Annotated in this window: 8 protein-coding genes; 7 read left to right on the top strand and 1 reads right to left on the bottom strand. The window is 52.1% G+C overall.

What is annotated here, in order from left to right; translation table 11 throughout:
- Window positions 1-21: 21 nt before the first annotated feature.
- Window positions 22-1806, bottom strand: a complete 1785-nt coding sequence (locus EDM56_RS04010) for a sigma-54 interaction domain-containing protein (protein WP_246009250.1) — start codon at window positions 1804-1806, stop codon at window positions 22-24.
- A 299-nt stretch (window positions 1807-2105) separates the two neighbouring features.
- On the opposite strand from EDM56_RS04010, the gene EDM56_RS04005 reads away from it, so the two are divergent.
- From EDM56_RS04005 to smc, 7 genes are all read left to right on the top strand, one after another.
- Window positions 2106-3263, top strand: a complete 1158-nt coding sequence (locus EDM56_RS04005; RefSeq protein WP_246009249.1) for an amidohydrolase family protein — start codon at window positions 2106-2108, stop codon at window positions 3261-3263.
- A 32-nt stretch (window positions 3264-3295) separates the two neighbouring features.
- On the top strand, window positions 3296-4636 hold the full coding sequence (locus EDM56_RS04000) for an APC family permease (RefSeq protein ID WP_122916586.1): 1341 nt from the start codon (window positions 3296-3298) through the stop codon (window positions 4634-4636).
- Window positions 4637-4703: 67 nt separating this feature from the next.
- On the top strand, window positions 4704-5891 hold the full coding sequence (locus EDM56_RS03995) for a M20 metallopeptidase family protein (protein ID WP_122916585.1): 1188 nt from the start codon (window positions 4704-4706) through the stop codon (window positions 5889-5891).
- Window positions 5892-5895: 4 nt separating this feature from the next.
- Complete coding sequence (locus EDM56_RS03990) at window positions 5896-7242, top strand: glutamine synthetase family protein (RefSeq protein WP_122916584.1); 1347 nt, start codon at window positions 5896-5898, stop codon at window positions 7240-7242.
- A 36-nt stretch (window positions 7243-7278) separates the two neighbouring features.
- Window positions 7279-8031, top strand: coding sequence for an SDR family NAD(P)-dependent oxidoreductase (locus EDM56_RS03985; RefSeq protein WP_122916583.1), 753 nt, complete (start codon window positions 7279-7281; stop codon window positions 8029-8031).
- Between the two features lie 199 nt (window positions 8032-8230).
- Complete coding sequence (locus EDM56_RS03980) at window positions 8231-9955, top strand: methyl-accepting chemotaxis protein (RefSeq protein ID WP_183192281.1); 1725 nt, start codon at window positions 8231-8233, stop codon at window positions 9953-9955.
- 201 nt (window positions 9956-10156) lie between these two features.
- Window positions 10157-13729 (top strand): chromosome segregation protein SMC, encoded by a 3573-nt coding sequence (smc, locus tag EDM56_RS03975; RefSeq protein ID WP_122916581.1) that lies wholly within the window; start codon window positions 10157-10159, stop codon window positions 13727-13729.
- Window positions 13730-13747 lie beyond the last annotated feature (18 nt).

Here is a 13747-nt window from a genome sequence, read left to right as displayed (position 1 = left end):
GATTGTTACGTTTATCTTGTCCTATTGCTGCAGGTTGTATTTTTTCAGCTTGTAATTTAAATTTTGGCGCGAGAGGCCCAGCTTTTCTCCAGCGCGCGTAATGTTCCCGTTTGACTCTTTAAGCGCTTTCATAATTAAGTTGCGTTCAAGCAAAGCGACCTGTTCTTCCAGCGTACCGCCCAGCGAAAAAGGTACTGAGGACATTGTGGCGGCGAGCTCACCTGAGCTGGCGAGGTTCTGCAACATATTGTCTTTGAACGAATGGGGCAAATGCTCAAAGGTGATGGCTCGCTCATCATACATCAAATTGAGACAGCCCTCGATCACATGCTCCAGCTGGCGGACATTGCCTGGCCAGTTGAATTGCAGCAAATACTGGTACACATCCGGATCGATTTCATCGACTGTCACACCCAATGCGGTCGCATGCTTGGCGATGAACGATTCGATCAGTGCCGGAATATCCTCCTTGCGCTTGCGCAGGGGCGGGATGGTGATATTGACCACACTCAGACGGTAATACAAGTCCTCTCGTAAATGACCGTTGCGAATCGCTTCCAGCGGGTCCTCATTCATCGTCGCAATGATGCGTACATCGACATCCACTACTTTGGCCGAGCCGAGACGCTGTGACTTTTTCTCCTGGAGCACGCGCAGTAGCTTGGCTTGCAGGTTTAATCCCATGGAATTGATTTCATCCAAAAGCAATGTTCCACCGTCCGCCTGTTCAAACAGTCCTTGCCGATCGATCGCGCCCGTAAAGCTGCCCGGGCTTGTCCCGAACAACAAGCCTTCCAATAGACTTTCAGGGAGGGCGGCGCAGTTTTGAGCGATAAAGGGTTCCTTTTTCCGCGGGCTTTCGTTGTGCAAGCTTTGGGCAAACAGCTCCTTGCCGGTACCTGTTTCACCAATTATGAGAACGTTCGAGCTAGATCGAGCCGCACGTCTTGCTTGCTCGACCGTTTGGCGCATATCGCGGCTCACGAACACGATATCTTTAAACTCGAATCGCGTGTGATTGGCGGCGCCAGACATGGCAGGCTCACCGTCATCCTGTGGCTTTTGGTTTTGCAGGTGGGAGATAGTTTCGGCCAATTGCTTTTGCTCGGATATGTCTTTTAGCACCTGTATCGTTGCGAGCTTTTTGCCGCCCACCAAAAGGGGGGAGGTTCGCGTCAAGGTGGTGACTGCTTTGCCTGTATTGGTAAAGTGTGTTTCGCGATGGTTCAACACCTTTGACAGCTTCATGGAAGCAAGCAAGGTGCTCGTCTCCTCCGTAAGCCCGGGCCATACTTCAAAGATGCGTTTTCCTTTGACAGCGGAAGGCTCCTTGAGCTCGATTTCACCCATTTTTCGATTGTAGAAAAGAATTTTGCCTTCGTGGTTGATGACAGAAAGCCCCTGGTCTACTTCATCGAGCACCGCATCGTAGAGCAGCTTGGTGTCATGCAAATCTTGAAGCTGGTATTTCAATTTTTGCTGCTGGGTGATGTTTTTGAGAATGATCAGATAATAAAGGCTACCGGATTGTGTCTGGGTGGGCAGTACGTTGGCGACAAGTTCCTGGGTTCCGAACGAGACCGGGATGCCGGTCGCTTCCTTATCTGGTTTGAAATACTTTTGCAAACTCATGTCAGCGATTAGCTCAAAGATGGAGATGGGGGCGGCAAATACCGAACTGAGCGAAAAAAGGCGCATGGCTGAACGATTCATATCTAGCACATCGCCGCGTTCATTCGTGATCGCCATGCTTTCAAAACAGGCGTTCCATACTTTACGCAATCCAATCTGGGAAAGATCAGGCACGAAAGAGCCCTCCTATGATGGAAAAATTATTTTCGCAAATGCGGGCATTCTTTCACAGAATTACACGATAATTCCGTGATATCCCTTTACTATAGTACAGCGAACGTGAAAATTCAAACCGATTATTTCAACAACGACTTCAATTTAAAATCTTCAGAAAAATATTTTTCAATATTTTTTTTCGATGCAACATTTTTTTCGGTGGAATAACGTCGAAATGCCAGGAATCATGCGGTTATCTGGTTTGGCATAACTGTTGCAATGCTGTTTGACGAGTTCGAAAAAGGGAGGAAGAGATTGTGACTCTAGACCTGCGCAGCATCAAAGCGATTGACGTTCATGCCCACCCGTACTTGCTTTCCTCCACACCGTTGTCGGTTGTGGACTTTGTGCAAAAGCTCTCATTATCCGTTATTCCCGATATGTTCAAGGAAACGACCCGTACGAACCCGAAGCTACCGTTTCCCGGCACTAACATGTACATGCAGATTACGATACAGCGTCTTGCGAAATTTTTTGCGTGCGAGCCAATCGCGGAAGAGGTTGTCGCCCACCGCAATCGATTGGTACACGATCCGGCAGCCTATACGCAAAGCCTGTTCCGGGACGCCAATCTGGCGGGTCACTTGCTTGATTTCGGCTATCCGCAGCCGCCGCTTTCCAAGGAGGACTACGATCAGTTGACAGGCGTTCCTTCATGGGAGATTTACCGCATCGAACCGGTGATGGTGCGGCTCCGTGAACAGCATGCTGATTTTGGCGGATTTATCGAAGCGTATCGGGCAGAGCTTCGAGACGCCTTGAAAAACAACGATATGCTTGGCCTCAAATCGATTATCGCCTATCGCAGCGGATTGGAAATCGCGCCGATGGATGAGGCACAAGCCCGTGACGACTACCCGCATTTCCGCAGTGATTCCCGGGCCAAGGCAAAGGCGCTCCGCGATTACTGCCTGCATGTCGCAATGGAGGAATGCCAACTCGCCGACAAGGTCATGCACATCCATACAGGCGTTGGGGATGGCGAAGTTATTTTGCCAAAGGCCAGTCCATCGTTTTTGCTGGACATGCTGCGTGACAAAAAACATGTGGAAACAAAAGTCCACCTTGTTCACGGCGGTTATCCGTGGATAGAGGAAGCGGCCTTTATCACGAGCATTCTACCGCATGTATACATGGACATCTCGCTGCAAAATCCGTTTATCGGGCACGGGGTTGAGCGTATTTTGTCGCAAGTGTTTGAGTTCGCACCGTTCAACAAGGTGATGTATGGGTCCGACGCGTTTACGTGTCCAGAAATGAACTGGCTGGGTGTGCATCTGTTCAAGGAATGCTTTGCCCGCGTGTTGGATGGCTGGATTGAACGCGATTACATCGACCAGGATGTCGCGTATCACATCGCGGAAGGCGTACTCTACAAAAATTTTGAAGAGGTTTATCCGAGCACAAAATCATAGATCAAGCAGCGTACCAATAGGGGGTATATAGAATGATCGAAGAGTTTGGCTATAAACAAGAATTAAAACGAGCGCTGAGCTTTTGGGATTTGCTGATCTATGGATTGATTTTTATGGTGCCGATCGCCCCGTTTGGCGTATTCGGTTACGTGTCGGATGCCTCCAAAGGTATGGTCGCCCTTGCGTATCTGATCGGGATGACCGGGATGATCTTCACGGCGTTGAGCTATGCCAAAATGTCGGAGGCGTTCCCTGTGGCAGGCTCTGTGTACGCCTATGCGCAGCGCGGGTTGAATGAATACGTCGGTTTCGTTTCCGGTTGGTCGATTTTGCTCGACTATATCCTCATTCCGTCGCTGTGCTATGTTGTGAGCGCCAACGCCTTGGTTGCCCTTGTGCCTGGCGTGCCGGGGTGGCTGTGGATTGTCATGTTTATCGCAGTCAATACCTTTATCAACATTCGCGGGGTTGAGTTCACGGCAAAAGCAAACAAATATACCTTGATCCTGCTGTTCGCCGTTCTCGTTATCTTTTTAATCGCGGGCATCACGGCTTTGTTTGCGGGAAAAGGCAGTGGAGGCTTTACGATCAAACCGCTGTTTGATGCCGAAAATTTCAACATCAATCTCGTGATGGGCGCGGTATCTATCGCTGTACTTTCCTTCCTCGGCTTTGATGCGATTTCCACGATGGCAGAAGAAGTGAAAGGTGGCAACAAAGTTGTGGGACGTGCGAGCGTGGCAGCTCTCCTTTCAGTAGGCTTCTTGTTTGTCGCCCAAACATGGGTGGCAAGCGACCTGGCTCGCGGCACGACGCTCGACAATTTGGACACCGCGTTCTATGACATAGCTGGGATCGCAGGCGGAGCATGGCTCAAGACCGTAGCGATTTTGGCGACTGTCTTCTCGTGGGGCATATCCTCGGCATTGGTTTCCCAAGCGGCCATCTCGCGGATTTTGTTTTCGATGGGACGTGACCGAAAGCTACCGCGTGCACTGGCCAAAGTGCATCCAAAATACCAAACCCCCTATGTCAGCACGATTTTGGTTGCGATTGTCTCTATGGTGGTAAGCCTCGGTTTTCAAGATGCGATGCCGGTGCTCACCAATTTGGTCAACTTTGGCGCACTGACCGGCTTTTTGATCCTGCATATCACGGTGATCAATCACTTCATGATCCGAAAAAAATCAAAAAACATTTTTGGCCACCTGATTCTGCCGCTTATCGGAATGTGCGTCATCGGCTACGTCATCAGTTCGATGGACGCGCTTGCGCTCAAAGTAGGCTCGATCTGGCTTGCTCTCGGGATTATCTACATCGTCATTCATACAAAAGTGTACAAAGACAAACCGATCCAGATGGATCTTCAGTAACGGCTAGTGCGGATTGACGGGCTTGACCAAACGAGCCGTTAGCCGTGTGTGAAAGGAGCAATCGAACATGTCAATCGGGACAGAGTGGGCGTGGGATTCTGCCATCGATGAACGCTTGTACGCAGTTAGAAGGCAGCTTCATCAGCATCCCGAGCTATCGTTTTCAGAGCATGAAACTTGTGCAACAATCGTCCGGACGCTCAATGAGTGGGGGATACCAAGCAAAATTATGTGTGAGACGGGTGTCGTCGTCGATATTCACGGAGGATTGGGCACCGGACGCACCATTGCGCTGCGCGCCGATATCGACGCATTGCCGATCGAGGAGAAAAGCGGTGTGCCGTTTGCTTCCCAAAACCCGGGTGTCATGCACGCCTGTGGCCATGACGGCCATACGACGATTTTACTTGGAGCGGTCTATCATCTGTGGAAACATCGTGACCGGTTTCGCGGTTTGGTTCGCTGCATTTTCCAGCCCGGTGAGGAAGCGGATGGAGCAGCCAAAAAAATGATCGAAGCCGGTGTGCTGTCGGAGCCAACGATCGAAGCGGCAGTGGCCCTACATTTGTGGCCGCATCTACCGTTTGGCACCGTCGGCGTGAGGGAAGGGAGCGTAACCGCCTCTTGCGATGATTTTTCCATTCACATCATGGGCAAAGGCGGACACAGTGCGCGTCCGCATCAAGCGGTCGATGCGATCGCGATCGCAGCCGAAGTCATTCGTTCTCTGCAGTATTTGCGCGTCAAAATGAGCAATCCTGTCGAACCGCTTGTCATTCACGTTGGCAAAATCAACGGGGGAGTGGCGAGCAACGTGGTCGCCGATGCCGTGACGCTGGACGGGACGATCCGGAGCCTGACGGAAGAGGTTCGGATCGACTGCAAGCGCAAGTTCATCGAGCTGGTGGAGGGCATCGCCCAGCAATACGGCGGCAAGGCCAACGTTTCTTACGATGATGGCAATCCGGCTGTGAACAATAATGCCCGCGTTTTGCATCGACTCGCCGAAAGCGCCGCGCGCGTTATTGGTGAAACGAATTTGCATACACTGCCACATCCCTCCATGGGAGCCGATGATTTCGGTTATTTTGCCCAAGCGGTTCCTAGCACCTACTTCCGGCTCGGCATCAAGCAGTCGGAAAAGGACAGTTTTGATCTCCATCATCCACAGTTCTACTTTGACGAAGCAATTATCCCAATCGGCGGCAAGATCTTCACACAGTTCGCCTTAAACTGGCTAGAAGAAGGGGAGTAAGACAATGTATACAAAAGCGGAAGTTCTTGCGTTGGTAGAAGATAAAGGGATTGAATTTATTCGCATCGAATTTTTGGATTATGCGGGCGTCACGCGTGGTCGGACGATCCGGCCAGCCAGCTTGCGCGATGCCATGGAAAAAGGGGTTAACTTCAGCGCGGCGATCATGAGCTTTGATATTTTTGACGAATACATCCCGGATCCGATGTACAAAGCGGGGGACGGCGACTTTTTCGCGGTACCGGACCCGAGCACGTTCGCGATCGTTCCGTACCGCAAAAATACAGCGCGCATGCTGTGTGACTTGGTCGACATCAACGGAGACCCGTGGATCGGCTGTCCGCGCAATGCGTTGAAGCGGTTGCTGGCGGAAGTGGAATCGCTTTTGGGCGGCACACTGAACATGGCGTATGAGCAGGAAGCATATTTGCTGAAAGAGGAAAACGGAAAGCTCGTCCCTGCCGACAACAGCCATTGCTTCTCGACAGATGGCGTGGATATTCAGGAGGAGTTCATCCAGGAGTTCATCTATTCCTTGGAAGCGATGAATGTGAAGACTGAGCAAATTTCCAGCGAATACGGTCCAGGTCAGCTGGAGATCAACTTGCGCTACCAGCCAGCGTTAAAAGCGACGGACGATCAGGTGACATTCCAACATCTCTTCAAGCAGATCGCACGTAAGCAAGGCTTCGTCGGCACTTTGATGCCGAAACCGTTCGATCATTTGGCCGGAAGCGGTCTGCACGTACACATGAGCCTGTATAATGAGGCGGGCGAGAACCTGTTCTCAGATATTACCGACCAACGCGGGCTCGACCTTTCGGAAAAAGCATATCACTTTATCGGCGGCTTACTGCAGCACGGACGATCGCTGATTGCCATCGGTGCGCCAAGCATTAACTCGTACAAACGGATGCGGCCGGGAACGTGGGCGCCAGCGCACATTTGCTACGGTGCAGGCAACCGCTCTGTATTGGTACGCATCCCGGAAAAGCGGCGAGCTCGACGCTTTGAGTTCCGCGGAGCGGACGGCACCTGCAATCCGTATCTCTTATCCGCTTGCCTGGTTGCAGCTGGTTTGGCTGGTATCCAAAACGGCATTCATCCCGGCGAGCCAGCAAATGACGATGTAAGCTGGCTGACGGAAACGGAAATGAAGGAGCGGGGAATCTCGCGTGCGCCTCGGACTTTGGAGGAGGCGATGGACAGCTTGAGCCAAGACACGATTTTGGCTCGTGCCATCGGTCGTGAAATATGGGAAGAATTCATCAAAGTGAAGCGGACGGAATGGGACAAATATGCCCGTCAGGTGGGCGAGTGGGAACGTAACCTTTTTGCAAGGCGCTTCTAAGGAAAAGAATCGCAAATGTATGGGAGGGGTAGTACGATGACGACGGGAAAATATGTGGACAGCTTGCAAAATAAACGGGTGGTCATTACCGGTGGAGCTAGCGGGATTGGCCTCGCGACGGCACTGCGCTTTGCGGCAGAAGGATCGATCGTAACCATCTTGGATTTTAACCAGGATAGATTGGTGGGTGTGCTGGAAGAGCATCCCGAAATCACGTACGGGTTAAAAGTGGATGTCAGCAATCCTGAGGAAGTCAACGACGTGTTTGCTGCAATCGACAACAAAATGGGCGGGGTCGATGTGCTAATCGCCAATGCGGGGATCAGTGTGAGAGCCAACTTTGTCGATATTACACCCGAGCAGTGGCGCAAAGTGATTGGCACGAATCTGGACGGTATTTTCTACACCGCGCAGGCAGCAGCCAAACGGATGCTGGCGCAAGGGAAGGGAGTCATCCTGATGACCGCTTCAACCAACGGTGTTGTCGGTCATCCGTACTATGCCGACTACAACGCCTCGAAGGCCGGCGTGAACCTCCTTGCCCGTACGATGGCGCTGGAGCTGGCACCAACCATTCGCGTCAACACGATCTGCCCAGGGTATGTCCTGACGCCAATGCAATTGGCTGAGTACACGCCCGAGATGCTGGATAAAGTGAACCAAAACATTCCGCTCAAGCGCCATGCGATGCCGGAAGAGGTAGCTGGACTGTTCGCTTTCCTGGCTTCTGATGAAGCGCAGTACATTACCGGTCAACAAATTCCGATCGACGGCGGCGAGCTGGCGTAGCGTAATGCGACTGTAACAAACGTAATAAGTGATGTGAAGGGCTGCGAACCATATGCAGCCCTATTTGTTATTGCTGTTGTTCTGTGACTTTCATGCTCATTTAAAAAATGGTAAAGAATTCCGAGTAGAAAGCCGAATTTTAAAAGATAGGGGAAAAGTTAACTTACAAAACAAAAAAATGGGGGAAAATCGTACAATCATGAAAAGAAAAAAACGCATGGGATTGAGAGGATCGTTGTTGTGGACAGTCGTTGCTGTGCTGGTAGCGATGAGCGTGGCGGCGGGCTGGCTAGGCTTGTATTTGGTGAAAAAAACGGCGTTCTCGACGCTGCAGTCAGATGCGCTCAAAATTGTAAGAGGCCTCGATAACCAAATTGACGCAGATCTTTATCGCAAATTTCTGGCAAATCCATCAGGGGCGTCGCCTGAGTATGAACAGCTCCGTGCACGCTTCGACGAGTTGAGGACGAGCGTAGGTGCGATGTATTTGAATACATTGGGACAAGTAAACGGGAAGTGGAGCGTGATCATCGACGGTCTGCCTCGGGAACAAGCAGCCCCTTATGGGGAACCGATCATGAATGATGATCTCGATGTCGCGACCATCAAGCAAAACGGCTACTCGGTATCCGACATCACCGATGATCCAAAATGGGGCAAGTATTTTACCGTCGTCATTCCATTAAAGAACGATGCACAGACGTACGGTTACTTATCGATAGCCATTTCCGCCCAAACCGTCGATGAAGTCGAAGCGCAAATGCGCGGATTCTCGCTGCGCATCCTCATACCGACCGTCACCTTGCTTATGCTCGTTTCGCTTGCGGTCATCACGTTGTTTGTGGAGCGGATGATCAAACAGATCAATTCGGTTAAGACGAGCATGGAACAGGTGACGCGCGGGGATGTGACGGTGCGTTCGGTTCGTACAGTCGACAATGAGCTTGGCGACATCAGCGATTACAACAACCGGATGATCGAGAGCATCAAAGAACTGGTTACGCGGGTGAAAGTGAATGCTGCCGCACTGCGCGACCACTCACAAAACACGGCTGCGATCTCTGAGGAGACGCTCGCCCAAAGCGAGGAGCTCTCAAGCGTCATGAACGAGGTGGCGGCAGGGGCCGTTCATCAGACGGAACAACTGGAAAATGCTGTGGAAAAATCAAAAGTAGTTGAAAATGCAGTAGAAGAAGTTGCGACGAGCGTCGACCAATTCAAGGATGTGGCGGTCGAGCTGGCCCGTGCGGGTACGGAAGCGCAGGAGCTGTTCCGCACGCTTTTGGAGCGCGGAAATAAAAGCACGCAGTCGTTTGAGGAGCTGCAGTCTGCCTCGATCCATTTGCGTCAGGCGTCAGTGGATGCTGCAGACATCGGTTTGAAAGTAAAAGAAATTGCCGATCAAACACGATTGCTCTCGCTCAATGCTTCAATCGAGGCGGCACGTGCCGGTGAGCATGGCAAAGGGTTCGCAGTTGTGGCCAATGAGGTCGGCAAGCTGGCTGACCAGTCGGCACAAGCGATCATGCAGATCGATGCGATCTTACAATCATTCGCAGCGCGTACAGAAGAAATGACGGTGCAAATTGACGAAAGCAAGCAGCTTGTTAGCGAGCAAAGGGAGGCGTTCCGCCAAACACAGCAATCGTTCGAAGGGCTTGGTGCCATTTCCAGTCAGATCGAAGGAATAGCTGCCAATTTAAGCGGCACAATCGTTCAATTAGATCGAACCCGCAAAGAATTCGATGACTATCTCGGTCAAATCGCCGATGTCACGCGCCAAACATCAGCTGCATCCGAGCAGGTGGCTGCTGGCTCTGTTGAACAAAGCCGTGCGGTCCATCAGTTGGCCACGATCGCCCAAGAGCTTACAGGCGTGGCGGAGGAGCTGTCTGGCGTCATCGATCAGTTTAAAACCGAATAGGAGAAAAAATGACAAACACCCGTCGAAAACCGGGTGTTTGTTGTCTTCTTGGTTGGCGAGCGCCTATTGCAGCTTGTCGATATCGCATGATTCTTAAGGCCCTTCTTCGCTAATACACGCGGTTATGATAGAATAATACAGTTAAAGTGATTTTGTTTGCTCCTAGATTCATTGGGAGCGTTTCTAGTAGGAGGAGTACGCATGTACTTAAAACGCCTAGAGCTGATCGGCTTCAAATCGTTTGCGGACCGCACAGAGTTCGAATTCGTGCCTGGCGTGACCGCCGTTGTAGGGCCGAATGGGAGCGGAAAGAGCAATGTTTCCGACAGCATCCGCTGGGTGTTGGGGGAGCAGAGCGCCAAATCGCTGCGCGGTGCGAAAATGGAAGATATTATTTTCGCCGGAAGCGATTCGCGAAAGCCGGTCAACTTTGCAGAAGTATCGTTGACATTGGATAATACCGACCGTTCGCTTGATCTGGAGTATTCCGAGGTGACGGTCACGCGCCGTGTCTATCGTTCTGGCGACAGTGAATATTCGATTAACAAACGTTCGTGCCGTTTAAAGGATATTATGGAGCTGTTCATGGATACCGGGCTCGGTCGCGAAGCCTACTCGATCATTGGACAGGGCAAAATTGAAGAGATTTTGAGCACCAAGTCCGAAGAAAGACGCGGAATTTTCGAGGAGGCAGCGGGGATCGTCAAGTACAAGAACCGCAAGCGCGAGGCTCAGAAAAAGCTGGAGGAGACGGAGCAAAATCTGGTGCGCATCCACGATATTGTGAGCGAAATCAACGAACAGATCGGTCCGCTTTCCGAACAGGCAGAGACAGCCAAAACGTATAAAACATTGCACCAGCAGCTCGTGGAACGCGAAGTTGCCTTATATGTGCAGCAAATTGATTTGACGCATGAGAAGTGGCAGGAAGCGAGCAAGAAGGCGGAGCAGCTGAAAGAGGAGCTGATCGCGCATTCAACAGAAGCTTCTTCAAAAGAAGCGGATGTCGAGCAAGCCAAGCTGAAGGTCAACCAACTGGATCAGTCGCTAGACGAGCTGCAGCAAGTACTGCTTGAAGTGAGCGAAGAGACGGAAAAGGTGGAAGGGCAGCGCGAAGTTTTGAAGGAACGGCTGCGCAACCTTGCATCCAACCGAAATCAAACGATGGAGCAGATGCACCGTTTGACACAAAAGCAGCGCGACGTAGACAGCGAGCTTGCGACTGAGCAGGACAAGGCAACCAATGCAAAAGAAAAGCGCCGAGAAACCGAAGGGTTGCTTGCAAAGGCAGAGGCGGAGCTCGCCAGCATGGTTCAGGCCCTTACTGACGATGTCGACCGGCTGAAAGGCGATTATTTTGAAACGATGAATCAATCTGCGAACCAACGCAATGAAGTACGCCGGGAACAGCAGTTGATCACAGCCAATGAGGCACGCCTCGCCCGTTTTGCACAAGAGCATACCCGTCTGGAAGAGGAAGATGCAGCGCGTCTCGGAAAAGTCGAACAGATTCAGCAATCGCTGCAAGAGATCGAGCGCGGCATCATTTCCGCACTGGAATCGTATAAACAGCTTATGGAAGAACAGCGCCAGGGCCAGCAAGAGCTGGAAGCGCAACGCCGCACAATGCAGCAGATGGAACAACGTCGTGAGGCGACTAAATCTCGCCTTGATTTGCTCAAGGAAATGCAGGCGGATTTCGCCGGTTTCCAGCAAGGTGTTAAAGAGATTTTAAAAGCGCGGGAAAAAGGCTTTGCAGGCATTCACGGGGCGGTTGCAGAGCTGGTGACCGTGCCGGAGCGGTACGAAACGGCGGTCGAGGTTGCTTTGGGCGGCGCCTTGCAAAACGTCGTCGTGAAGAACGAAGCGGCGGGTCGCGAAGCAATCGCTTATTTGAAAAAGCACAACGCCGGACGGGCGACGTTTTTGCCGCTCGATGTTATTCGCTCTCGACAGCTCAGCGCAGAGGATCGGCGCAAGCTGGATCAAGCGGAAGGCGTAGTCGGGATCGCCAGCGAGCTCGTCTCGTTCTCGGATACATACCGGGCGATCGTGGAATCCATGCTCGGCAATGTGATCGTCACCGAAACGCTGGAACAGGCTAACCGTGTGGCGCGCTCCTTCTCCTATCGCTACCGCATCGTCACCCTGGACGGGGATATTGTCAATGCGGGCGGTTCCATGACAGGGGGGGCATTGAAAAAGAACTCCACGAACCTGCTTGGACGCAATCGGCAGGCAGAAGAGCTGGAAGCGACCATGGCTGCACTCGCAGCGCAAATCGAGGAGCAGGAGACGGTGATCCGTGCCCACCGCGCGCTTGCCGTACAGCGGGAGCAGGAGCAAGAACGACTTCGCAACGAAGGGGAGTCGCTGCGTGTTAAGGAGCAGGAGCTGAAAAGCCTGGCCCAGCAGACGCATTCGGAAGGGCGAACGCTATCTGATCGACTCTATATGCTTGAGCAAGACAAGGAAGCGTGCCAAAAAGAAGTAGCGGAATCGCAGGTCAAACTCACACAGCTGGAAGCGCGTCTTGCTGAATTAGCGCGCGAGGAAGAGCTGTTGTCCCAGACGATTGCCGAGGCAGAAGCGAAACGCCAAGCGCAAATCGCGAGCAAAGAAGAGATGAACCAGCGGATCACATCCCTAAAAGTGGCTTGTGCACAGGCGGCAGAGGAGCACCGTGCTCGTCTGGAGCAGGTCGATCGTCTGACACAGCAGCGTCTGACGCTTTCGACGGAGTGGGAGGAGGCGAACCGGACGCTGGCCTCGCTCGACGATCTGGAAGGCAGCAATGAAGTGGTCGAGGCAGAGCTGGAAAGCAAAATCGCCGAGCTGCGGGCCGACAAGGATCGGGTCGCCGGTTTGATTGGCGAACGCCGCAGTGAGCGGGCACTTCTATACAGCCAGCTGGAGCAAGTGGAGCTTGCCGCCAAAGATATTCGTAAAAAAGTGAAAGCGCTCGAGGATGCCGTCCATCAGGAAGAAGTGAAAACGAACCGGTACGACGTCGAGCTCGATCATCTATTGAATAAATTGACCGAAGAATATGAGCTGAGCTATGATCTGGCGAAGCAAAAATATCCGGCACAAGGCGAGCTTGCCGAAGAGCAGCAGGCAGTCGCACTCTTGAAGCAGAAAATCACAGCGCTTGGTACGGTGAATCTCGGTGCCATCGAGGAATATGAGCGTCTGTTTGAGCGAATGCAGTTCCTTTCCTCGCAGGAAGCCGATCTGTCGGAAGCAAAAGCCATGCTCTATCAGGTCATCGAGGAAATGGATACGGAAATGTCCCGTCGCTTCAAAGAAACGTTTGAAGATATCCGCGAGCAATTCCGCGACGTGTTTGTTCAGCTGTTCGGCGGAGGGCGTGCCGATCTAATCCTTACGATGCCGGACAATTTGCTGGAAACCGGGGTCGACATCGTGGCCCAGCCTCCAGGCAAGAAGCTGCAAAACCTGGCGCTTCTCTCTGGTGGGGAGCGCGCTTTGACTGCGATGGGCTTGTTGTTTGCAATTTTGCGAGTCAAACCGGTGCCGTTCTGCGTATTAGATGAAGTGGAAGCCGCACTGGATGAGGCGAACGTGACCCGCTTTGCTGAGTACATGCGCCATTTCAGCGGGCAAACCCAATTTATTTGCGTCACGCACCGCAAAGGGACGATGGAATCGGCGGACGTGCTGTACGGTATCACCATGCAGGAAGGTGGCGTATCCAAGCTCGTTTCCGTTAAGCTGGAAGATACCAAAAAGATGATAGAAAGCGCCTCTTAATGAAAAGGAAGGAACGTG

Origin of the sequence: Brevibacillus fluminis (assembly GCF_003710825.1) — a bacterium.
GTDB lineage: Bacteria > Bacillota > Bacilli > Brevibacillales > Brevibacillaceae > Brevibacillus_D > Brevibacillus_D fluminis.
This window is presented reverse-complemented; position numbering and strand designations above follow the sequence as displayed.

Coding starts and splice junctions, on each gene's coding strand:
- EDM56_RS03985 (WP_122916583.1), top strand. CDS start 7,279: ATGACGACGGGAAAATATGTGGACAGCTTGCAAAATAAACGGGTGGTC.
- EDM56_RS03980 (WP_183192281.1), top strand. CDS start 8,231: ATGAAAAGAAAAAAACGCATGGGATTGAGAGGATCGTTGTTGTGGACA.
- EDM56_RS04000 (WP_122916586.1), top strand. CDS start 3,296: ATGATCGAAGAGTTTGGCTATAAACAAGAATTAAAACGAGCGCTGAGC.
- EDM56_RS03990 (WP_122916584.1), top strand. CDS start 5,896: ATGTATACAAAAGCGGAAGTTCTTGCGTTGGTAGAAGATAAAGGGATT.
- EDM56_RS03995 (WP_122916585.1), top strand. CDS start 4,704: ATGTCAATCGGGACAGAGTGGGCGTGGGATTCTGCCATCGATGAACGC.
- smc (WP_122916581.1), top strand. CDS start 10,157: ATGTACTTAAAACGCCTAGAGCTGATCGGCTTCAAATCGTTTGCGGAC.